Raw genomic sequence first — 22,171 nt, 5'->3', positions numbered from 1 at the left:
TCCAGAGAACAGCAGTGAGAAGAACCCGTGAGTACCACCTCCACGACGCAGGACTCCGCCCGCGCGGGCGCCGCACCAGACCAGGGAAACCGGACCGAGCGCCTGCGGGAGGTTGTGGGCTGGGCCGGGTTCGGGCTGCTCTTCGGAACCGTTCCGGCCGCCTTCCTCGTCCTGCGGCGGTTGGAGGGCAGCGGCTTCGGCCCGGAGCTGCTGGTCCCGGCGGAGGGGCGCGGCGTCTGGCAGATTCCGGTCCTGATCGCCGTCGTGGTGGCCGTCAGCCTCCTCCGCCGGGACCGTCGGGAGCCGAACCCGGACCCGGAGGGGCCGGTCACCCCCGGCTTCCCCTTCCTCCTCGGATCCGCCCTGGTGGTCCTGCTGCTCGTCCTCTGGACGCACCTGCCCCGGGCCTCGTTCGTGTTCACCGCCGGGCTCTTCGACGTGGGGTACGGCGTTCGACCGGCGGAGGCGGCGCTCTGGGGGATCGGTCTCCCGCCGCTGCTCGGCCTCGTCCTGCTGCTGGTCTCCCACCGTTGGCCCCGGACCCGCACACGATCCCGGCGCTGGTGGCTGACACCGCTCGCGGTCGGCGCGTCACTGGCGCTGCTCGCCGACCCCGCCGTGCGGGCGCTGTCCGAACACGTCCCCACCCGGCACTCCGTCCTGGACGGGGCCCCGGCGGACCCCGCCCCCTACCCCGCCTCCGTCGAACGGCTGGGCTGGGAGTGGCGGCCACCGGAGGGGACCGCGGTGGCCGACGTCGAACGCGGCCCGCTCGGACCCGTCGTCGCGACCACGGACGGCGTGTTCGGTCTGGACGGTGCCACCGGCGGGGAACTGTGGAGCTACCGGCGTCCGCGCGGCGACGTCCTGGTCACCCTGCATCCGGGCGCCGACCGCGCTCAGGTGATCCTGCGTTCGGAGGAGACACGGGTGTGGGACGAGGACGAGGACCTTTTCCGTGGTGGTGAGACGGTGCTCCTGGACACGTCCACGGGTGGCGTCGTCGACGAGTTCCAGTCCGAAACCATCGCCGACCAAGACGGGTCCCACCAGACCCTCCCCGGGCACGGACTGTCGATCACGGAGGGCTCGGGAGGCGTGGCCATCGGCGTGCGCGAGGCGGGGAGCGCCGACCACCGCTGGTGGTTCTCGATGGAGGACGAACCCGACGCAGTGGAGGAAGGCATGGTCTGCGGGGGCTTCGCGCCGCGCTTCCTCTCCCAGTCCTCGGGAATCGACGTCCTGGTCCAGGGTGACCAGCTGTTGGTCTCCTACCGGTGCTCCGACCCGTCCGGTTCCGAGGACGAACAGGAGTTACCGGCCATGCTGGAACAGGGGGCCGGTGGGTTCGTCGCCCACCTGCTCGCCCTGGACCTGAACTCCGGTGAGGAGAACTGGCGGCGTGCGTGGGACGTGCCCGACCGCGCGTGGTCCGGGGACGTGAGGCTGAGGGACGGTGGCCCGGCCATGAACCCGGGTGCGGGAAGGGCCGTACTGGTGGAGGACCTGTTCGAGGAACCGACCTTGGTCCTGGACTCGGCGGACGGTTCCGACATCATGACGGTCGACCGGGGCGGCACGTGGTTCCTGGTCGAGCACGCGGACACCGGGGGTGCGGTGATCTCCGGATCTGAGCGGGGTATCGACCAGGAGGAACAGGACAGGGACATCGTTCTGGAGCGCCTGGACGCCTCCGGTGAGGGCGTGGAGACGGTCCGTCTCCCCGTGGGGGCTCGGACGGGTGAGTACGACCGGCCTCCGAGCGGGCCGGTAGTGGCCCTGACGGGAGGGGTGGCCACGCCGATCGTGGATGCGCCCGAGGAGCGGGGGGCGGGAGCGTTCTCCCTGGTGACCGCGCCCTTCCGAGACGTCGACCCCGGGCTGGGCGGGACGACGCCCGGGGTGGACCTCCTGGTGGGAGGAGAGGAACGCTGGGAGCACCGCCTCCGCACGAGCTGGGGATGGCCCCGGGCGTTGGTGGTCCCCGGCGCGGTGGTCTCCTACCTGAGCGAGGAGGGCTCCGCCGTGTACGGCTGGCTTCCGTAACCCCCGGGTCGTGCCCTCTCGTATTCCGTGAATCTTTTTTTCCCAACTACCACCAATCCGCTCCGCGACCTGCTCCGAATCACCTGTGTCAGCCAGACACCTGATTCGCGAGAGGACGCATGAGCACACACCACCAGAGGCGTCGCGCGGTCGCGGTCATCGGCAGCGGCGTCTCCGGACTGACGGCCGCGTACGTCCTCGGCCAGCATGACGACGTCACGCTCTTCGAGGCCGACGACCGCCCGGGCGGCCACGCCCACACCCACCGACTCGCCGGGGACGACGGCGGCGAAGTGGGTGTGGACTCCGGGTTCATCGTGCACAACCGCCGCACCTACCCCCACCTCCTGCGGCTCTTCGGCGAACTGGGCGTGACCACCCGGCCCACCGAGATGAGTCTCTCGGTGAGCTGTGAGGGCTGCGGGTTGGAGTACGCGGGCGCGCGGGGCCCGCGCGCGCTGTGGCCGAACCGGTCCCGCCGCCGTGCCGACCACGTCCGTATGCTCCTCGACATCCCGCGCTTCCACAGCGCGGCCCGTCGCCTGACCGCGACGGCCCGGCGGGTCGACCCCGAGGGCACGGTGGTCGGTCCGACTCTGGGGGAGTTCGCGGACCGCCACGGCTTCTCCCCCTTCTTCACCGCGCACTTCCTCCTGCCGTTGGTGTCGGCGGTCTGGTCCTGCCCGGCCGGAACCGCCCTGGACTACCCGGCCCGCCACCTGTTCGGATTCCTGGAGCACCACGGCATGCTCGGGATCTGGGGGTCCCCGCGCTGGCGCACCGTGGAGGGCGGCTCCCACACCTACGTGGAACGGGTGCTGGCGGGCCTGCACTCCGTCCGCCTGGGCACACCCGTGCGGGCCCTCTCGCACGACGAGAACGGGGTGCGGCTGAGCACCGACACCGAGGTGCTGGAGTTCGACGCAGCCGTGATCGCCACCCACGCCGACCAGGCCCTGGCGCTCCTCGACCGCCCCTCCGCCGACGAACGGGAGATCCTGGGCGCCTTCACCTACACACGCAACCGCACCCTTCTGCACACCGACACCACGGTCCTGCCCTCGGACCGGGCCACCTGGGCGTCCTGGAACCACCGGCTGACCTCCTGCGACCCGGACGGTTCGCCCGTGCGGGTCAGCTACCACATGAACCGGCTCCAGGGCCTGCCCGACGGCACCGACTACGTGGTCACGCTCAACGCCGACGACGGTGTCACGCCCGACCGCGTGGTGGCGGCCATGGACTACTCCCACCCCGTCTTCACCCCGGAGTCGGTGGCGGCGCAGCGGAGACTGCGTTCCCTGGACACCCCCGTCCTCGCCTTCGCCGGGGCCCACCACGGCTGGGGCTTCCACGAGGACGGCTGCCGTTCCGGGGTCGAGGCGGCCGCCGCCCTGGGGAGGCGGTGGTGATCCCCGCCCTGTACGAGGCCACGGTGCGGCACGCCCGCGCCGAGCCGGTCCGACACGCCTTCGCGCACCGCACGTACTACTGGCTGATCGACCTCGACGCCCCGCCCCGCCTCCCGTGGCCGCTGCGCGCCCTGGCCGGGTTCCACCCCGCCGACCACGGCGACGGCCGTGCGGCGACGCTGCGCTCGGACATGGTCCTCTACCTGCGCGAACACGGGATCGATCTGCACGGCGGCCGGGTGGTCATGCTCGCGCACGCCCGGGTGTTCGGTCACGTCTTCAACCCGCTGACCGTCTACTGGTGCCACGACCCCGACGGTGCTCCGCGCGCGGTGGTCGCGGAGGTGCACAACACCTACGGCGACCGCCACCGCTACCTCCTCCACCCCGACCGGCGGGGGCGGGCCACGGTGCCCAAGGCCCTGTTCGTGTCCCCGTTCAACGGGGTCGACGGCGAGTACCGGCTCAGCCTGCCCGAACCGGACGAGCGGCTCGCGCTCACCGTCGCCCTCCACCGTGAGGGCCACCCTCCCTTCACGGCGTCCGTGCACGGGCGTCGCCGCCCCGCGACCCTCGCCCAACTGCTCCGCCTGTCCGCCCGCCACCCGTGGGCGCCGCTGGTCAACGCGGTCCGCATCCGGGTCCACGGGATCCGGCTCCACCTGCGCGGCCTCCCCTTCCGGCCACGCCCCGAACCCGTCGGACCCCGCACCGGGGAGCACGAGCCCTCCCCACCTGCCCCCGGTGCCCGACTCAGTCCCGGCAGTCCCCGAACACGAGGAACACGACCATGACCGCGACCAGTCCCCACCCGCCCGGTGCCGTCGACCCGCACCGGTGGCCCGACGTGGCCAGAGTCCCGCGCGGCCCGCTGCGCACCGCCGCGGCCCGCCTGCTCACCGCCCGCGCCGTCCCGGCGGTGGGGATCCGCACGCACGTCGGCCCCACGGCGCCGCCCGCCGAACTCACCGAGGGAGACGACCCCGTCCTGTGGCTGCGCGATCCCGACGCGTTCCACGCCCGCCTGGCCCACGACGGCCTCATCGGGTTCGGGGAGTCGTACATGGCGGGGGAGTGGGACTCCCCCGACCCCGTCGCCGTGCTCACCCGCTTCGCCCAGCACTACGAGGAACTGGTCCCCCGGCCGCTCCAACCGCTGCGCCACCTCACCCTGCCCCGCCGCCCCGCCTCGGACCGCAACACCCGTGCCGGGGCCCGTCGCCACATCAGCCACCACTACGACCTGTCCAACGACCTCTTCGCCCTCTTCCTCGACCGCACCATGACCTACTCCTCGGCGCTGTTCACCGACGACGACCCGCGTGACGCCGACGGCCTGGCCCGGGCCCAGGCGCGCAAGACCGACCGGCTCCTGGACGCCGCGGGAGTCGGGGAGGGCACCCGGCTGCTGGAGATCGGTACCGGCTGGGGTGAACTGGCCGTGCGCGCCGCACGCAGGGGCGCCCACGTCACGTCCCTCACCCTGTCCACCGAGCAGCGCGACCTCGCCCGTGAACGTGTGGCCGCCGAGGGGCTGTCCGACCGGGTCTCCATCGAGCTGCGCGACTACCGGGACGCCACCGGCACCCACGACGCGGTGGTCAGCTGCGAGATGGTCGAGGCGGTCGGTGAACGCTACTGGCCCGACTACTTCACCGCGCTGGACCGTCTGGTCCGGCCGGGCGGAAGGGTCGCCCTCCAGACCATCACCATGGAACACCGCCTCATGCGGGCCTCCCGGGGGTCCTACACCTGGATGCACAAGTACGTGTTCCCGGGCGGCCTCATCCCCTCGGTGACCGCCGTCAGCGAACAGCTCGCCGCCCGGACCAGCCTGCGGATCACCGACCGCCTCGCCTTCGGCCGCGACTACGCCGACACCCTGCGCGTGTGGCGCGAGACCTTCTCCGGAGCGGCGGAACAGGTGCGTTCGCTCGGCTTCGACGACACCTTCCGCCGCATGTGGACCTTCTACCTCTCCTACTGCGAGGCCGGGTTCCGGTCCGGCCTCATCGACGTCGAACAGATCGCCATGGAGCGTGCCGCATGACGACCACCCACCCGCGCCCCCGGGGCGTCGCCCACCTGCTCGGCCCCCTGGTCGCCGCCTTCCTCAACGGGGTCCTCCCGGTCCGGCTCCGCGCCTGGGACGGCAGCGAGACCGGGCCGCACGACGCGCCACGCGTCACCGTCCGCGACCGTGACGCGCTGAGGCACGTCCTGGCCCGCCCCGGCGAACTCGGGCTGTCCCGCGCCTACGTCACCGGAGGCATCGAGGTCGAGGGCGACCTCACCGACGCGCTGCGCCGTGTGTGGGCGTCGGTCGGGACGCACGGCACCTCGGTTCCCGGCCCGCGCACCTGGGCGAGGATCGCGCGCACCGCCGTGGTCCTAGGCGTGATGGGACCGCCGCCACCCCCTCCGGCCTCGGAGGCCCGCGTGAGGGGACGACGCCACTCCCGGGAGCGCGACGCCGCCGCGATCTCGCACCACTACGACGCGGGCAACGACCTCTACGAGCTGCTGCTCGACGAGACCATGGCCTACTCGTGCGCCCTGTGGGACGACGAGGACCCGGGACAGAGCCTCGCCGACGCCCAGCGCGCCAAACTCGACCTCATCTGCGACACCCTCCGTCTGCACAAGGGGGACCGGCTGCTCGACGTCGGGTGCGGCTGGGGGTCGCTCACCCTGCACGCCGCCCGGTGGTACGGGGCCCACGTCTCGGCGCTCACCCTGTCCGCACGGCAGCGGGACCACGTGCTCGCGCGTGCCGAGGAGGAGGGGCTCGAACAACTGGTCGACGTGCGCCTGCTGGACTACCGCGACGTCGAGCCCGACACCTTCGGTCCCGGCGGTTTCGACGCTGCCGCCTCCGTGGAGATGGGCGAGCACGTGGGCCGCGACGGCTACGCGCCGTTCGCCCGCCGACTCCACGACCTGCTGCGCCCCGGAGGCTCGCTCCTGGTCCAACAGATGTCCCGGCGCGGGCCCCACCCCGGCGGAGGCCCCTTCATCGAGCGCTACGTCGCGCCCGACATGCACATGCGCCCGCTCGGTGAGACCGTCGGCCTCCTGGAGGAGGCGGGTCTGGAGGTGCGGGGCGTCCGGGCGCTGCGGGAGCACTACGTGCGCACCGCCCGCGCCTGGTCGGACGAGCTGGAGCGCCGCACCGACGAGATGGTCGCCCTCGCCGGACCGGAGGCCGCCCGGGTGTGGCGTCTCTACCTGGCCGGTGGGTCACTGGCCTTCGAGGAGGGACGCATGGGCGTCGACCAGATCCTGGCGGTCCGGCCGGACCCGGTGGTCCGGAACGAGACCGGGACGGACCGCGGCGCCGGGGCGGTGCCGATCCGATGACGGACCTCACGGCCTTCCTGGCCAACCTCGCGGTGACCGCCGTCGTGGTGGGCGCGGTCATGCTCACCACCTTCGCGGTGGCGGTCCGTGTCGGCCGCCACGCCGTCGTGGACGTCGCCTGGGGGCTCGGCTTCGCCGGGGTGGCCGTGTCCACCGCCGCGGTCGCCACCGCCACGGGGACCGGTGACCCCCTGCGGAACTGGCTCCTGGCCGCCCTCACCTCGGTGTGGGGCGTACGCCTGGCCGTCCACATCGGTCTGCGCGGCCGTGGAAAGGGTGAGGACCCCCGGTACGCGCGGTTCCTCTCCCACGCCCCCGGCAACCGGAACCTCTACGCCCTGAGGGTGGTCTACCTGCTCCAAGGGTCGATCCTCCTGCTGGTCTCGCTCCCGTTGCAGGTCGCCGCCCACACCGCCGGTCCCCTGGGCTGGGTGGCGTTCCTGGGTGTGGTGGTCTGGCTCACCGGGTTCGCGTTCGAGTCCGTCGGCGACGCGCAGCTCTCCCGGTTCAAGGCCGACCCCGCCAACCGGGGCCGGATCATGGACCGGGGACTGTGGGCCTGGACCCGCCACCCGAACTACTTCGGCGACGCCGTCGTGTGGTGGGGCCTGTTCCTGGTCGCAGCCGGGTCCTGGTGGGTCCTGCTCACCCTGCCCGCGCCCCTGCTGATGACCTACCTGCTCACGCGGGGTTCGGGACAGCGACTGCTCGACGAGCACATGTCCGGCCGACCCGGCTGGTCGGAGTACGTCGCGCGGACGAGCGCCTTCGTTCCCCTGCCCCCGAGGAGGGCGACCGCACGGGAGTGAGCCCGACGCCAGGGACGATCGGGCTCGCCCGGGAACGCGGAACCCCCGGCCGGAAGGTGTGGAGTGGCTCCGGCCGGGGGCGGTGCGGACGACGGGCGGGTCAGGCGGACCCGTCGCGCGGGGTCTCGTCGACGGCGGGGGAGGGGCGGCCGTGTCCCGCCCCTCCCCGTGCGTACGGTCCCGGACTCAGACCGACGGGATCTGGCCGCCGTCGACCCGGACGACCGAACCGTTGACGTACGCGGCCTGCCTGCTGGCCAGGAACGCGGCCACCGCGCCGTACTCCTCCGGGTCGCCGTAGCGGCCCGCGGGGACCGTCGCCCGGCCCTTGGCCTGGGTCTCCTCCAGCGACAGGCCCTCCCGCTCGGCGCGGGCACGGTCCAGCGACTCCACGCGCGGAGTGGCGATCCGGCCGGGGACGATGACGTTGGCGGTCACCCCGTCGGCGGCCACCTCGTTCGCGACCGTCTTGGACCAGGAGTGCAGTGAGGCGCGCAGGGTGTTGGACACCCCCAGGTTCGGGATGGGGGTGATCGGTCCGCCCGACGTGCTGGTGATGATCCGGCCCCAGCCGCGCTCGCGCATGCCGCCGACGACGGCGTCGGTCAGCCTGATCACCGGGAGCACCATCGCCGCGTACATGTCCTCCCACAGCGCCGGGTCCTGACCGAGCGCGGGGGTGGGCGGCGGGCCGCCCGTGTTGTTGACCAGGATGTCGACCGGGCCGAGCGTGTCGACCACGTGGGCCGCGACCTCAGCGGCGCGCCCGTGGTCGGCCAGGTCCCAGACGACGCCCACCGCGTCCACCCCGTGGGCGCGGCACGCCTCGACCGTCGAGTCGAGACGCTCCTTGTCGCGGCCGGTCACGGCGACCCGGACCCCCTCGGCGGCCAGCGCGACGGCCATCGCGCGGCCCAGCCCGGAGCTGGCCGCGGTCACGAGCGCGACCTTGCCAGCGATTCCCAGATCCATGGTTCTCCTCAGACTTCCTACGTGTGCTGACGGCATCTTGGCAGCAAGGGGGAGACCTGGGACACGCGGGGGCCTGGTCAACGGGGGAGCGGTGGCCGTACCCGGTCCCGATACGCTGGCCGCAGAGATCCCTCCTCCGGCTGGCCCGGCAGGCCAGCCCGCTCCCAGAAGGGCGGCCTCCCATGAGTGAGCCGCAGGTCATCGAGGTACCCGACGCCCTGGTCGCCTCCCACACCAAGGCCGGTGACGAGTTGAGTCGCGCCTGGATCGCGGGTCTGCCCGCGCGGGTGACGGATCTGCTCGACCACTGGGATCTGGAGCGCGAGGGGAGCGTCGTCTCCGGCCAGGCCGCGCTGGTGGTGCCGGTGCGCCGCGCGGACGGCTCCCCAGCGGTGCTCAGGCTCCAGATGCCCCGGGAGGAGACGACCGCCGCGCTGATCGGTCTGCGGACGTGGAACGGTGACGGTGTCGTGCGGTTGCTCGACCGCGACCCGCAGGGCGGAGCTGTGCTGCTGGAACGCCTGGACGGCGCGCGTTCCCTGGCCTCCGTCGCGGACGACGACGAGGCCGTGCACATCCTGGCCGGGCTGATGGCCCGGCTGCACGCCGTCCCGGCGCCCGAGGGCCTGCGCGGCCTCGGCGAGGTCGCCCGGGACATGCTGGACTCCGTGCCCGCCGCGCTCCCCGCCCTGTCCGACCCCGGGGACCGGCGGCGGCTGCGCCGCTGGGCGGCGGCCGTCACCGAGCTGGTCGAGGAGCCCGGAGACCGGATGCTGCACTGGGACCTGCACTACGACAACGTGCTCGCCGCCGAGCGGGAACCGTGGCTCGTCATCGACCCCGAACCCCTCGTCGGTGATCCGGGCTTCGACCTGTGGCCCGCACTCAACACCGGCTGGGAGGGGTTCCACGCCGCCGACGTGCCCCGGCTGGTGCGGCGCCGCTTCGACCTCCTGACGGAGGCGCTCGGACTGGACCGCGAGCGCGCGGTCGGCTGGACCCTGGCCCGGTTGCTCCAGAACACGCTGTGGGACGTCGAGGACGGACGCACCGCCATCGACGCCTCCCAGACCACCGTGGCGGACGCACTGTCCCGTCCCCCGGGTTCGGTCATCGCGGAGGGAGGTCCGCGCGGTCGGGGGACCGCGCCTGGGCCGACCGCCGCCATTCACGGCTGATCCGCTCGCGGTGGGCGGCCAGGCGGGAGGTGCGGTTCACCGTCAGCGCTCCCACCACCCGCCGCCCCCGGTGGTAGGAGACCTCCAGCCGGTGGCGTTCCGGATCGTGTTCGTGGACCCGTGTCAGGTCACCGAGCTGGGGCAGCCCCACCGATCGGATACGCATCCCGAACTGGTCGGACCAGAAGGAGGGCACGGGTGCGTCCCCCGGGTCCTCCTGGCCGAGCAGCGCGGCGGCGACCGTGTCGGCGTGGTCGACGGCCTCGCTCCAGTGTCCGATGTCCAGGTGCGCAGGGGTCCCGTCGAGGGGCAGGGGGTTCGGCGCGGCCGACGCGTCGCCCAGCACCACCACGTCGGGGACGGGACCGCCGCCGACCGCCAGGGCCCGGCCCCGGCGGTCACGGACGACACCGCCGGAGGCCCCCTCGCGCAGCCGCAGCCCCGACCCTCGGAGCCAGCCTGTGCTCGGCCGCGCGCCCAGGGCCAGCAGAACCGTCCGGGCCCCGACCCGGCTTCCGTCGGAGAGGACGGCCCCCCGAATCGAGCGCTGACCGAGGAACCGCGTCACCGTCGTACCCAGCCGCAGGTCGACCCCGGCCGCTTGCTGGACGCCCGCGAGCACCGAGCCGACCACGGGGCCGACCGCACGCTCCATGGGGTGGCGGGCCGAACCCACCAGTGTCACCGGAACGTCCAGGGCCCGCGCCGCCGAGGCGACCTCGGACCCGAGGAAACCGGAGCCGACGACCAGGAGGGGGCCGCCCTCGACCAGGGCTCGGCGCAGCTCCAAGGCGTCCCCTCGGCCGCGCAGTACGTGGATCCCCGACTCGGGCACCGCGCCCGGTCCGGACCACGGGCGCGCGGTGGCCCCGGTGGCGATCACCAGCCCGTCGTAGTCCAGGACGGTCCCGTCGCTGAGACGCAGCCGTCGCCCGGTCCGGTCCAGGGCGAGCGCCCGGCGGCCGAGGAGCCACCGGGCCTCCAGGCCGGGCGGGACCGGCAGTGCGGTGTCGGTGACCGAGCGGTCGCCGGTCAGGACCTCCTTGGACAGGACGGGACGGTCGTAGGGGCCGTGGGGCTCCTCTCCCACCAGGGTGAGGTCACCGTCGAAGCCGCGTTCGCGTAGCGCGGTCGAGGCGCGGAGCCCGGCCAGTCCTGCCCCCACCACGACCACGGACCGTGGGCGGATCACGCGGTGCCGCCGTCGAGGGTGATGGCGCGGACCGGGCAGCTGACCACGGCGCGTCGGACCGCCGGTCGCCGCCCGGGGTCGGGGGAGGACTGGTACACCAGCTCCTCGTCGTCGTCGAACGCGAAGACGTCGGGCGCGGCGAAGACGCACTGGCCGTGGCTCTCGCACACCGTGGTGTCGACGTGAACCCGCATCGGAGGGCTCCCTTCACTGGGCCGGGGCGTCCGGCGGGTTGAACTTCGAGTACTGGGGCGGGGCGTCGGAGAGCAGACCCCCGGAGGAAACCGAGACGACGTGGTGGACGGTGAACTCGACCGTGCGGTCGCCGGGACCCGCTCCCCACAGCACACGGGCGGCCCCGGTGATCCGGAGCAGGCCGCCGCTCTCCCAGTCCGGGACGAGGAGGCCGGCCCGGGAATCCAGCCACAGGTTGCCCAGGGTGGTGAACATGGCGTTGCCGACGTAGTCGGGCCAGCTGAGCAGGGTGGGGGAGTGGACCCTCAGGAATCCGGGCGCCCCGCCCCGGTGGTTGGCGTCCGCGCCGGCGGAACCGTCGGTGGTGGCGACGAAGAAGGTGTCGGCACGACCGACCAGGTTCGCCTGGGCATCGGTCAGACCGTCTCCTTCGACGACGGCTCCGTCCGCGCACGGGGCCGGGGACGGTGAGCGTTTCTGGATGTACTTGGGGCAGTTGGCGAAGACCTGCGCGACCCGCAGGCGCCACCCGCTTCCGTTCGGGAGCGGGGAGGACGTGCCGTTGATCCTCATGCGCCGCCGGGTGGCGGGTTCGAGGGCGAGGGCGCCGATGGTCGCGGGGCCCCGGCCGAGCACGTCGGCCAAGGGGTCGTCGGGCGGGGGGAGTGCGTCGACGTCGAGTGTTCCTCTGTCGCGGACGCGCAGGAAGCCGGGCGCACCGGTGAGCAGGGAACACCACACGCGGCCCCGGGCGTCGGCCGTACCCGCGACGAGCCACCGCTGGGTGGCGAGGAAGTCCGCCGCGACGTCGGGGATCACCGTGTGGAGCGCCCCTTCCGCGACGGCGGCCCGCTCGGTGAGGGCGGCTCTGCGCTGGACCGTGAGCTCCCCCGAGTGGTAGGCGGCCATGCCGTTCTCCTGTCCGGGAACCGGCGCGGGGCCAAGAGGGCGCCGCGCCGGCTCCGAGGTGCGATCGGTGGGTGGGGAGAGGGGACCGGAAGGGAGGGTGGGGCCTAGAAGAAGCCGCAGGTGGGGGCGGAGGAGACGGGGGCCTTCGCGTCCCCGGCGCCGGTGGGGGCGTAGATCTCCAGCCGGATGCCGTCGGGGTCGTGGAAGAAGATCCCGCCGGAGGAGGAGTCCTCACCGTGGGGGACCACACCGTCATAGGCGAAGTCCACCCCGACCTCCCGGAGGTCGGCCTCGGCTCGACGGACCTCCTCGACCGTCTCCACCTGGAAGGACAGGTGGTGGAGCCCGGCGGCGTCCCTACGGAAGCCCTGGGTGCCCTGCTGCCAGAGGGTGAGGACCAACCGCCCCTCGCGGCCGAGGAAGACGAACTCGCGGCCCCTCTCCGTGCCCTCCCCCTGGACCTCGAACCCGAAGACGCGCACGTAGAAGTCGCGTGAGCGCCGGATGTCGGTGACGTTCAGGCCCACGTGGCCGGTCTGGAGCGTGGTCGGCGCCATGGCGCACCCCTCTCTCGGTCGGGGGCGTCGCCCCCTCTTTAACCCTTGAAATGGACTTTAGGGGTTAGTATGAAGATCGTCAACCGTTCAAGTGAACGTGAAAGGTTAGATGTGGTGCTTGGTAGTATCCCGTCCGACCCCTACGGCACAGCCGGGGACGACGAGGGAGAGGGGAAGCTATGCCGAACCGGACGCCCCGACGGCGCCCGCTCCTCAAGGAGCCCGTCTCCGTCGACCTGGTCAACACCCGGTGGATCGAGGACGGCGCGCACCAGGACCTCCTCGACAGCGCCGAGGGGCTCACCCAGTGGCTGGAGGAGAGCGGTCTCGCGGCCCGGTTCGAGGCGGGACCCGAAGCCCTCGACCACCTCCTGCGCGCCCGGGACGCCCTCGCCCGACTGCTGGAGGAGTCCCGGGACACCCACGCCACCGCCGACCTCAACGCGGTCCTGGCGCACGGCAGGGTGATCCGCAACCTCTCCGAGGGTCACGCCGCCAGCACCGTCGAGTTCGACGCCCCGGCGTGGGGTCCCGCCTGGACCGCCGCCGCCGACTTCCTCGACCTGCGCGCGCGCCCCGACCGCATCCGAGGTTGCGCCAACCCCGCGTGCGTCCTGCACTTCTTCGACACCTCGAAGAACGGCACCCGCCGCTGGTGCTCCATGGCGGGCTGCGGCAACCGCGCGAAGGCCGCCCGGCACCACGCCCGCGAACGGGCGGTCCGGACGGCCTGACCACGGTGCCCCCGCCCCGGGTGCGACGCCGGGGACGCGCGGCGAGGACTCAGCTCTCGTTGGGCACCACGACCGCGCGGCCGTCGATCTCGCCCGCCTCCAACCTCCGGTACGCCTCCAGGGCGTCCTCCAGGGAGAACAGCTCCACGTCCGGGCGGATCTGCCCCGCCCTGTACATGTCCACCACCTCCCACAGTTCCCCCACGGAACCCCAGTAGGTGTTGGTCAGGTACGACTCGTACGGGTTGGTGAAGAACGAGAACTCGTGGCTGCCGCCCCCGATACCCACGATGCTCACCCGGCCGCCCTGGGCCACGGAGGCCGCGGCCGCCGCCACGGTCGGCCCCGCGCCCACGAAGTCGAAGACCGCGTCCACGCCCCGGCCGCCGGTGAGCTCCCGGACCCGCTCCACCTGGCCCTCCCCGGCCTCGACCGTGATCGCCCCGTTGGCCTCCGCCCGGGCACGCGCCCTCTCCTTGACGTCCGTGGCGATCACCGTCGCCCCGCTGAGGGCCCGCAGGATCTGGACGCCGATCTGCCCGAGCCCGCCCAGGCCGATCACCAGCGCGGTCCGGCCCCCGCCCGCCAGGTGCGGAAGGGCGGCCCTGATCGCGTGGTACGGGGTCAGCCCGGCGTCGGCCAACGGAGCCGCGGCCACCGGGTCGGCGTCACCCAACGGGATGAGGTGGCGCTCGGGGACGGTCATGTACTCGGCCATCCCCCCGTCCCGGCCCAGACCCACGGCCAGGTAGGGCATGGTCGCCACGTTCTCGCAGTAGGTCTCCAGCCCCGCGGCGCACTTGCGACAGTGCTGACAGCCGATCGGCCCGTAGACCATGTAGGAGCCACCCACCTGGACACGGTCGCTCACCCCGCTCCCGACGGACTCCACCCAGCCCGCGTTCTCGTGCCCCAGGACGAACGGCGGCTTCTGCGCACCCGGCTGACCCTCCTTGAAGAGGCGGTACACGCTGATGTCGGAGTGGCACGCGCCCGCCCCCGCGACCCGGAGGAGGACCTCCCCGGGGCCTGGCTCCGGCTTGGGGACCTCCGTGAGTGAGGGGAACTCCCCGTAGTTCTCGAACACCACTGCGCGCATGTGCGGTCTCCCCCCGCGTGAGGCGCGGTGCCCGTGCGGGGGCACCGAGGACGGAGCACGCGCGGTGCTCCGGCAGTCCCCGCGAAGCTAACACCGGGCCGATTCCCGCGTCACCCAAGGGGCGTGCACGGAACCGTCCGCATTGTTTGACCCCGATCCACCGATCCCGCCGATGACTTCCGGGAACGACGCTGGTCAGTACGGGTGAGACACCACGACCTCCAGGGAGGACACCATGTTCGACAGCACGAGGGCCTTCGGGTCCTTCGCGGTCCCCGACGCCGAGACGGCCCGAGCCTTCTACCGCGACACGCTCGGCCTCACCGTCAGGGACGTCCCCGGCATGGAGGAGTACGGACTGCTGGAGATCGACCTCGGCAACGACCGCAGCATCCTCGTCTACCCGAAACCCGACCACCGGCCCGCCGTGTTCACCGTCCTCAACCTCACCGTGGACGACATCGACGCCGCCGTGGACGGGCTGGCCGACCGAGGGGTCACCATGCTCCGTTACGACGACTTCGACCAGGACGAGAAGGGGGTGGTCCGTGGCGGTCGCCCCCTCGTCGCCTGGTTCACCGACCCGGCCGGGAACGTCATCGGCCTCATCCAGGAGTAGGCCCCGGCAGACACGGCGAATCCACGGGGAGGGCGTCCGGGTACCATCGTCCGGATGCCCTCCCCCCGCGTCGACGGCGTCGGCGGACACCCCGGCTTCCGCCGCCTCTGGGCCGGTGCTGTGGTCAGTCAGTTCGGTTCGGCCGTCGGCATGGTGGCCCTGCCCGTCGTCGCCGTCGTCGTGCTGGACGTCAGCGCCTGGCGGGTCTCCCTCCTGGCCGGGATCACCGCGCTGGTCACCGCCCTGGTCTCCTTCCACGTCGGCCGTCTCGTGGAGTACACGCCCAAACGCCCGGTCATGATCGGCGGCGACCTCCTCCGGGCCGTCGCCCTGGCCAGCCTCCCCGCCGCGCACGCCCTCGGGACGCTCACCTACACCCACCTGTGCGTGGTGGCGGCCGTGAACGCGGTGTGCGCCGTCTCCTTCACCGGAGCCTCCCAGGCCCACCTGAGGTCCCTGGTCTCCCCGGCGGGGCTCATCGACGCCAACAGCCGCCTCGAATCCACGCGCTGGCTGAGTGTTTCCGTCGGCCCCGCCCTCGCCGGTGCCCTCATCGCGGCGCTGTCGGCCGCCGGAGCGCTGATCGCCACCAGCGCGGGCTACCTGCTCGGAGCCCTGGCCGTGCGCACCATCCGTGAACCCGAACCCGCACCACCCACACGCCACGCGGCCGGACCCGCACAGCGGGAGGTACGGCGGGAGGAGCTCTTCGCCGGGCTCGGTTTCGTCTGGCACCACCCCACCCTGCGGCCGATCCTGCTCGGCTGGGTCCTGTTCGCCGGGGCCTCCTCGATGGCGGCCCCGCTGACCGCCGTCTTCTACATGCGCGACCTCGGTTTCAGCGTCTTCGAGTACGGACTCCTGATGGGGGTGCCGTCGCTCGGTGGCCTCCTGGGCGCTCGTCTCGTGCCCCGGCTGGTCAGGAGGCTCGGCGTGCTGCGCACTTTGCGCTGGGCCTCGCTGTCGCGTGGACCCTGGTACTTCCTCATCCCCCTCGCGGTTCCCGGCCCCATGGGCCTGCTCATGTGCGGCCTGGGGTTCGGCCTGCTCCTGGTGTTCGCCGCCGCGGCCAACGCGGCCATGGCCGGATATCGGCAGCTGGAGACCCCGGACGCCCTGATGTCCCGGGTGGCCACGCTCTGGGCCTTCGCCACCACGGTCTCGCAGCCGGTGTTCATCGTGGTCGGGGGAGTGGTGGCCAGCCTGATGGACGCGCGGGCGGCGCTCCTGGCCGCCGCGGTGGTGATGGCCCTGGCCGGGTTTTTCCTGCCTCGTGGGGATCGGCCCGTCGACACCGCCTGAGCACCGTTCCGACGGCCGACCATGACCCGCGCGTGGGCGTGCGGGACCGCGGATCCGTGGAGGTCCGGACGCGGCCCCCTGCGCGCGGGGTTCGTTCGGAGAGAACGGGCGACCACTCCGGCCTCGTACGCGCGGGCGTGTGCACGAACGCTTCGCCGGGCCCGGCTGGCGGACACGTGGCCTCGGGCGTGCGGGCCCGACGGCCCAGCCTGGCCCGCACGTGCCGACGCCCCGAGCCGTGCGGCAGGCCGTGAAACCACCGGTGCCCGCCTGTCCGGCCGGAGCGATGGATGGGGTCGGCGATTTCCCTGATGGGCCCCACAGCTGCCGACAGCGGCTACGGACGTGGAGCACCGCTGGCGGCGCGCTCCGTCCCGCTACTCGACCGGTGCGTACCGGTCGATGGCGGCGAGCTCCTCAGCGGAGAACTCCAGGTTGCCGATGGCGGCCACGTTGTCCTCCAACTGCGCCACACTGCTCGCACCCACCACGGCGGAGGTCACCCGTCCGCCGCGCAACACCCAGGCCAGCGCCATCTGTGCCAGGGTCTGCCCGCGCCGGTCGGCGATCTCGTTCAGCCCTCTGACCCGGTCGAGGAGGCTCCCGGTGATCCCCTCACGGCTCAGGAAGGGGCTCGCGCCCGCGGCCCGCGAACCCTCCGGCACCCCGTTCAGGTACCGGTCGGTCAGCAGCCCCTGGGCCAACGGCGAGTACGCGATCGACCCCGCGCCCACCTCGTCCAGGACGTCCAGGAGCCCGTTCTCGACCCACCGGTTGAACATCGAGTACGAGGGCTGGTGGATCAGCAGAGGGGTGCCCATCTCGCGCAGGATGTGCGCGGCGTCCAGAGTCTGCTCGGGGGAGTAGTTGGAGACCCCGGCGTACAGCGCCTTGCCCTGGCGCACCGCCGTGTCCAACGCGCCCATGGTCTCCTCCAGGGGCGTGTCCGGATCGGGTCGGTGCGAGTAGAAGACGTCCACGTGGTCCAGGCCCATGCGTTCCAGGCTCTGGTCCAGGCTGGCCAGCAGCCCCTTGCGTGAACCCCACTCGCCGTACGGCCCCGGCCACATCAGGTGTCCGGCCTTGGTGGAGACGACGAACTCGTGCCGGTACCTTCGCAGGTCCGAGGCGACCACCCGGCCGAAGTTCTCCTCGGCGGCCCCGGGCGGCGGGCCGTAGTTGTTGGCCAGGTCGAAGTGGACGACGCCCAGGTCGAAGGCGCGCAACAGGATGTCGCGCTGCGTCTCCAGGCCACGGTCCCCGCCGAAGTTGTGCCACAGGCCCAGGGAGAGGGCGGGCAGGCGCAGACCGCTGCGGCCACAGCGTCGGTAGGGCATGGTGTCGTAGCGCGTGGGTGCGGCGACGTAGGTCATGGTGGTCCCTCGTGGCTGGTGGAAAAGGGTCACTGGGCCACAGTCTGGCATGTCCGGCACGCCCGGGACGGTTGTCCACAGGGCCCTTTACCAGTCGGGGACACCCCCGTAGCCCGGGCGACCCCGCCACCCGGCCGAGCGACGCGCCCTCTCCTCCGCCGACGGGCTCCGGTCCGGTCGGTCCCCGCACACGAAACGGAGCAGGTCGTTCTCCCTCAGACCAGGTGACGGGCCCCATGGACCCGGCCCCTCCCTCCGCCGTCCGGTGGAACCACGGCCACCGCGCGAGCGGTCCGGACCCCGGGACGCTCACCCCGCCCACACCGCCACTGCCTCCGGAGACGCGATGACTTTCCGGGCGAGTCCTGGTCGGTAAGGGTGAGGGAACACGACGACACCGCAGGGAGGACCAGATGAAGCGCCCCAATCTCGACAGCATGCTGCTCGCCAGCACCGACCCGGACCGCCTGCGCGACTGGTACGCCGCCGTCCTGGACCCCGTCGCCAACGACGACATGGACGGCTACCGTGTGCTCAGGTTCGGCACGTTCCACATGCTGATCGACCAGCGTGACGACGTCGGCGCGGAGGCGGCCGACCCCACCCGGATGATCCTCAACTTCGACGTCGGTGACGCCCGCGCCGTCGCCGCGCTCATGGACGAGCGGGGCACCGAGTGGGTGGCGCCGCTGGAGGACCGGGACGGGAGCCTGTTCGCGACCGCCAAGGACCCGGACGGCAACTACGTGCAGATCATCCAGATGAGCGAGGAGGCCCTCGCCGCCATGGAACGCGGTGACCTCGGCGGCTAGGTCTGGTCTCCGGGCGGGCCTCACGGTCCGCCCGGAGCCGAGGCGAAGAGTTCGCAAAGGAACGACACCGACCCGTGCCTACCGTCGTAGGCGGGGCGTACCGTGACGGCCGTGGCCGAACACACGACTGACCAGGACTTCGAGCGGCTCGTCGCGCCCTACCGGCGCGAACTGTACGCGCACTGCTACCGCATGCTCGGCTCGGCGCACGACGCCGAGGACCTGGTCCAGGAGACCTACCTGCGCGCCTGGAAGGGCTACGACCACTTCGAGGGCCGGTCCAGCCTGCGTACCTGGCTGCACCGGATCGCGACCACGGCCTGCCTCACCGCGTTGGACAGACGCGGCCGTCGCCCACTGCCCACGGGACTCGGCGGCCCGACGGACACCCCCGAGTCCGCGCTCGCGGAGCGCGCCGACCTGCCCTGGCTCGAACCGATGCCGGACGTCCTCGGCGGAGCGGACGACACCGTCGACCCCGGTGCGGTGGTGGCCGCCCGCGAGAGCGTGCGTCTCGCCCTCATCGCCGCGCTCCAGTACCTTCCGCCCCGCCAGCGCGGCGTGCTGATCCTGCGCGACGTCCTCCGGTTCAGCGCGGCGGAGGTCGCCCGGAGCCTGGACATCTCGGTCCCGGCGGTGAACAGCCTCCTGCAACGGGCCCGCGCCCAGCTGGGGCGGATCACCCCCGCGGAGGACACCGTCCCCGAGCCCCGCTCAGACCAGCGTGAGACGCTCGACCGCTACGTGGCCGCCTTCGAGTCCTATGACATCGGTGCCCTCACCGAGCTGTTCACGGCCGAGGCGTCGTTCGAGATGCCTCCCTTCGCCACCTGGGTGCGCGGCGCCGGGAACATCGGCCGGCTCATCGACACGCACTGCCCGGCCGAGCGGCCCGGAGATCTGGCCATGGTGCCGACCTCGGCCAACGGACAGCCCGCCTTCGGCATGTACCTGAGAGGTGAGGACGGCGCGTACCGAGCGTTCGGCATCCACGCCCTGACCCTGGTGGAGCAGGGGATCAGCCACTGCGCGGTCTTCTTCGACACAGGGCTGTTCCGCCTCTTCGGGCTGCCCGCCGTTCACGGTGCCGCGAGCTCGTGACCGGCCGCCTCCACGTCGGCGCGCACCTCTGAGGCGGCGCTCCGGAGAGTCCACGACACGCTCCCGACCGACTGGCTGGTCTCGGTCGTCATCGCCGTCGAACACGTCGAGGCCGGGGCCGAGGCGGAGACCCGCCAGGCGCGGCACACCGCGCTCCTCCGTGTCCTCGGCCACCAAGGACCCGTGTGACCAGGGGCCCAGCCCGATTCACCCCGATTCGCCCCGTCCACTGGCACAAAGGGCTCCCGAACGCGACTACCGTGCTGATGGGCCGTGTCAGTGCGCGGCCCTCCTTCTGACCATTTCTCCCACCCGCGGCAGCGGGCAGCCAGATGGGAACCGTGTGAACAGCACCCATGACCGATCGCCCCGGAACCTGCGCCTCATTGTGACCGGAGGGGGTACGGGCGGCCACACCTACCCCGCACTGACCGCGGTCAACGCTCTGCGGGCCCGTCTGGAGTCGACCGGCCACTCCCTCGAGGTGCTGTGGGTGGGCGCGGCGGACAGCCTCGAACAGCGCGTGGCCACCACCAACGGCATCGCCTTCGAGGCGGTGGCCACCGGCAAGATCCGCCGGTCCAAGAACCCGATCAAGATGGTCTCCCCGGCCAACGTCAAGGACATGACCAACGTCCCCCGAGGCGTGGCACAGGCCCGGTCACTGGTGTCCGACTTCGCGCCAGACGTGGTCCTGGCCACCGGCGGCTACGTCGCCGTGCCCGTCGGCCTCGCCGCGCGCATGTGCCGCCGCCCCCTCGTCGTGCACGAGCAGACCGTCCGCCTCGGCCTGGCCAACAAGGTCCTCGCCCGCGCCGGCGCCCAGATCGCCGTGTCCGCGCAGTCCTCCGTGGCACTCCTGCCCGAGGGCTCCCAGGGCACCGCCGTGGTGACGGGCAACCCCGTGCGCCCCGAGGTCCTCACGGGACAGCCGCAGCGCGCCGCCGAGGGCCTGGGCTTCACCGGTCACGACCCGGAGCTGCCCACCGTCTACGTGACCGGCGGCGCCCAGGGGTCGGCGCAGATCAACACCAACGTTCGCGACATCCTCCCGTGGCTGCTCACCAGGGCCAACGTCGTCCACCAGTGCGGTGCGAACAACGTCGACGCCCTCCGTGAGAGCGCCCAGGGACTGGACCCGGCCCTCGCCCAGCGGTACCACCTGACCGCCTTCGTCGGTCCGGAGCTCCCCGACGTGCTGGCCCTCGCCGACGTGGTCATCTCCCGCAGCGGTGCCGGTACGATCGCCGAACTCACCGCTCTCGGCAAGGCCGCCGTGTTCATCCCGCTGGCTTCCTCCGCGGGGAACGAGCAGGCGCACAACGCCCGTCACCTCCAGGAGTCGGGCGCCGCCGTGGCGCTCCTCGGCGAGGTCAACCCGGCCAACCTCCAGGCCGCCGTCGAGCCGCTCCTCGCTGACCCGGCCACCCGCGACGCCATCGCCTCCCAGGCCCGCTCGAAGGGCATGCCCGACGCCGCCGAACGCCTCGTGGACGTCCTTCTCACGGCCGCCAACTGACCCTCGGGTCGTTCCTACCAACATGCATGCAGTTATGCGCAAGAATCACGTTCGTCGATGGAAATCACCAGTGTCCAACTTTCGAGAAGTTGGAAAAACGACCCCTTGTCACTGGTAAGTTCCCTGTTCAAGAAGTCTGCTCCCCGCGCACGCGGGGATGGACCCGAAACTCCGTTCGAGCTGCTCACGCGCTACCGCTGCTCCCCGCGCACGCGGGGATGGACCCGCCTCGTCCGCGCCGCCGATCGCGGCCAGGGTCTGCTCCCCGCGACGCAGGGAGCAGCTGGCCGACTTCGCACCCGATACGTGCACGACACCTGCCGACTCGGCTTGGGGCACGGCCCCGTCGGGGTTTGCTGGATAGTCTAGCGTTGCTGGAGACGTCTTCTGGGAAGCGGGCACATGGCACCCAACATCGCCACCAACACCAAGGTCGACCTCGACGGGCTCCTGGAGTTCGTGCGGCCCCGGCACCGGGCGCTTCTGCTCACCCGGCGAGCGGACGGCGGTCCCCAGGCCTCGCCGGTGACCTGCGGGGTCGACACCGAGGGCCGGATCGTGGTCTCCACCTATCCGGAGCGGGCCAAGGCCCGTAACGCGAGCAGGGACCCACGGGTCAGCGTCGTCGTCCTCTCCGAGGACTTCGACGGGCCCTGGGTGCAGGTCGACGGCACGGCCGAGGTCATCGACGGCGAGGACGCCGTCGAACCCCTCGTGGAGTACTTCCGGGTCATCTCCGGGGAGCACCCCGACTGGGACGAGTACCGCGAGGCGATGCACCGCCAGGGCAAGGCGCTCGTGCGGGTCACGCCCGAGCGGTGGGGGCCCGTGGCCACGGGCGGGTTCCCGGCGGACCGGGTCTGATCAGGCGGCAGCCGCCTCGCTGAAGCCCCCACCGGGCCCGGCGGCTCCACGGTCGTGTCCCGGAGGGGGCCCTACCGGGCATTCCCCCTGGGGCGGACTCGGCCGCTATCTATAGTTT

General features: G+C 72.5%; 21 protein-coding genes. 14 read left to right on the top strand and 7 right to left on the bottom strand.

Annotated elements, in window-relative coordinates; all coding sequences use genetic code 11:
* Nucleotides 1–27 precede the first annotated feature (27 nt).
* From ACFW3L_RS18250 to ACFW3L_RS18225, 6 genes are all read left to right on the top strand, one after another.
* Nucleotides 28–2,046, top strand: coding sequence for a hypothetical protein (locus ACFW3L_RS18250; protein ID WP_378741917.1), 2,019 nt, complete (start codon nt 28–30; stop codon nt 2,044–2,046).
* Nucleotides 2,047–2,165: 119 nt separating this feature from the next.
* A complete protein-coding gene (locus ACFW3L_RS18245; RefSeq protein ID WP_378741914.1) occupies nt 2,166–3,458 on the top strand; it encodes an NAD(P)/FAD-dependent oxidoreductase in 1,293 nt (430 codons plus the stop codon).
* The gene (locus tag ACFW3L_RS18240; RefSeq protein ID WP_378741911.1) at nt 3,452–4,252 is read left to right on the top strand and encodes a DUF1365 domain-containing protein; all 801 of its coding nucleotides are present in this window, start codon (nt 3,452–3,454) and stop codon (nt 4,250–4,252) included. The genes ACFW3L_RS18245 and ACFW3L_RS18240 overlap by 7 nt, the downstream gene beginning before the upstream one ends.
* Complete coding sequence (locus tag ACFW3L_RS18235) at nt 4,249–5,508, top strand: class I SAM-dependent methyltransferase (protein WP_378741909.1); 1,260 nt, start codon at nt 4,249–4,251, stop codon at nt 5,506–5,508. Before ACFW3L_RS18240 ends, ACFW3L_RS18235 begins: the two co-directional genes overlap by 4 nt.
* Nucleotides 5,505–6,818 carry a class I SAM-dependent methyltransferase gene (locus ACFW3L_RS18230; RefSeq protein ID WP_378741907.1) on the top strand — a complete coding sequence of 438 codons (1,314 nt, stop codon included), beginning with the start codon at nt 5,505–5,507 and terminating at the stop codon, nt 6,816–6,818. Before ACFW3L_RS18235 ends, ACFW3L_RS18230 begins: the two co-directional genes overlap by 4 nt.
* Complete coding sequence (locus tag ACFW3L_RS18225) at nt 6,815–7,627, top strand: DUF1295 domain-containing protein (protein WP_378741905.1); 813 nt, start codon at nt 6,815–6,817, stop codon at nt 7,625–7,627. The genes ACFW3L_RS18230 and ACFW3L_RS18225 overlap by 4 nt, the downstream gene beginning before the upstream one ends.
* Before the next feature lie 186 nt (nt 7,628–7,813).
* On the opposite strand, the gene ACFW3L_RS18220 is transcribed toward ACFW3L_RS18225, so the two are convergent.
* Nucleotides 7,814–8,599, bottom strand: coding sequence for an SDR family oxidoreductase (locus tag ACFW3L_RS18220; protein WP_378741903.1), 786 nt, complete (start codon nt 8,597–8,599; stop codon nt 7,814–7,816).
* Nucleotides 8,600–8,781: 182 nt separating this feature from the next.
* On the opposite strand from ACFW3L_RS18220, the gene ACFW3L_RS18215 reads away from it, so the two are divergent.
* Nucleotides 8,782–9,777 (top strand): aminoglycoside phosphotransferase family protein, encoded by a 996-nt coding sequence (locus ACFW3L_RS18215; protein ID WP_378741901.1) that lies wholly within the window; start codon nt 8,782–8,784, stop codon nt 9,775–9,777.
* Here ACFW3L_RS18215 and ACFW3L_RS18210 read toward each other — a convergent pair.
* The 4 genes from ACFW3L_RS18210 to ACFW3L_RS18195 form a co-directional block, all read right to left on the bottom strand.
* Nucleotides 9,710–10,945 (bottom strand): NAD(P)/FAD-dependent oxidoreductase, encoded by a 1,236-nt coding sequence (locus ACFW3L_RS18210; RefSeq protein ID WP_378741899.1) that lies wholly within the window; start codon nt 10,943–10,945, stop codon nt 9,710–9,712. The two genes, ACFW3L_RS18215 and ACFW3L_RS18210, sit on opposite strands and share 68 nt — an antisense overlap.
* A 20-nt stretch (nt 10,946–10,965) precedes the next feature.
* Entirely contained in the window at nt 10,966–11,163 is a 198-nt protein-coding gene (locus tag ACFW3L_RS18205) for a ferredoxin (RefSeq protein WP_378741897.1), read from the bottom strand.
* A 13-nt stretch (nt 11,164–11,176) separates the two neighbouring features.
* On the bottom strand, nt 11,177–12,073 hold the full coding sequence (locus tag ACFW3L_RS18200; protein ID WP_378741894.1) for a pyridoxamine 5'-phosphate oxidase family protein: 897 nt from the start codon (nt 12,071–12,073) through the stop codon (nt 11,177–11,179).
* 104 nt (nt 12,074–12,177) lie between these two features.
* Nucleotides 12,178–12,630, bottom strand: a complete 453-nt coding sequence (locus ACFW3L_RS18195) for a VOC family protein (RefSeq protein WP_378741892.1) — start codon at nt 12,628–12,630, stop codon at nt 12,178–12,180.
* Nucleotides 12,631–12,809: 179 nt separating this feature from the next.
* Here ACFW3L_RS18195 and ACFW3L_RS18190 point away from each other — a divergent pair, with 179 nt between their 5' ends.
* On the top strand, nt 12,810–13,364 hold the full coding sequence (locus ACFW3L_RS18190) for a CGNR zinc finger domain-containing protein (RefSeq protein ID WP_378741890.1): 555 nt from the start codon (nt 12,810–12,812) through the stop codon (nt 13,362–13,364).
* A 49-nt stretch (nt 13,365–13,413) separates the two neighbouring features.
* On the opposite strand, the gene ACFW3L_RS18185 is transcribed toward ACFW3L_RS18190, so the two are convergent.
* Entirely contained in the window at nt 13,414–14,463 is a 1,050-nt protein-coding gene (locus ACFW3L_RS18185) for an NAD(P)-dependent alcohol dehydrogenase (protein ID WP_378741888.1), read from the bottom strand.
* A 235-nt stretch (nt 14,464–14,698) separates the two neighbouring features.
* Here ACFW3L_RS18185 and ACFW3L_RS18180 point away from each other — a divergent pair, with 235 nt between their 5' ends.
* Nucleotides 14,699–15,082 (top strand): VOC family protein, encoded by a 384-nt coding sequence (locus ACFW3L_RS18180; protein WP_378741886.1) that lies wholly within the window; start codon nt 14,699–14,701, stop codon nt 15,080–15,082.
* A 54-nt stretch (nt 15,083–15,136) separates the two neighbouring features.
* Nucleotides 15,137–16,384, top strand: a complete 1,248-nt coding sequence (locus ACFW3L_RS18175; RefSeq protein WP_378741884.1) for an MFS transporter — start codon at nt 15,137–15,139, stop codon at nt 16,382–16,384.
* Between the two features lie 377 nt (nt 16,385–16,761).
* On the opposite strand, the gene mgrA is transcribed toward ACFW3L_RS18175, so the two are convergent.
* The gene (mgrA, locus tag ACFW3L_RS18170; protein ID WP_378741882.1) at nt 16,762–17,757 is read right to left on the bottom strand and encodes an L-glyceraldehyde 3-phosphate reductase; all 996 of its coding nucleotides are present in this window, start codon (nt 17,755–17,757) and stop codon (nt 16,762–16,764) included.
* A 413-nt stretch (nt 17,758–18,170) separates the two neighbouring features.
* Between mgrA and ACFW3L_RS18165 the strand changes: the two genes are divergently transcribed.
* From ACFW3L_RS18165 to ACFW3L_RS18150, 4 genes are all read left to right on the top strand, one after another.
* A complete protein-coding gene (locus ACFW3L_RS18165; protein ID WP_378741880.1) occupies nt 18,171–18,569 on the top strand; it encodes a VOC family protein in 399 nt (132 codons plus the stop codon).
* Nucleotides 18,570–18,671: 102 nt separating this feature from the next.
* The gene (locus ACFW3L_RS18160; RefSeq protein ID WP_378741878.1) at nt 18,672–19,670 is read left to right on the top strand and encodes a sigma-70 family RNA polymerase sigma factor; all 999 of its coding nucleotides are present in this window, start codon (nt 18,672–18,674) and stop codon (nt 19,668–19,670) included.
* Between the two features lie 343 nt (nt 19,671–20,013).
* Complete coding sequence (locus tag ACFW3L_RS18155) at nt 20,014–21,189, top strand: glycosyltransferase (RefSeq protein WP_378741876.1); 1,176 nt, start codon at nt 20,014–20,016, stop codon at nt 21,187–21,189.
* Nucleotides 21,190–21,591: 402 nt separating this feature from the next.
* On the top strand, nt 21,592–22,053 hold the full coding sequence (locus ACFW3L_RS18150; RefSeq protein WP_378741874.1) for a PPOX class F420-dependent oxidoreductase: 462 nt from the start codon (nt 21,592–21,594) through the stop codon (nt 22,051–22,053).
* The last annotated feature ends 118 nt before the right edge of the window (nt 22,054–22,171 follow it).

Source organism: Nocardiopsis sp. NPDC058789, from assembly GCF_042745575.1.
GTDB classification, from domain to species: domain Bacteria; phylum Actinomycetota; class Actinomycetes; order Streptosporangiales; family Streptosporangiaceae; genus Nocardiopsis; species Nocardiopsis eucommiae.
This window is presented reverse-complemented; position numbering and strand designations above follow the sequence as displayed.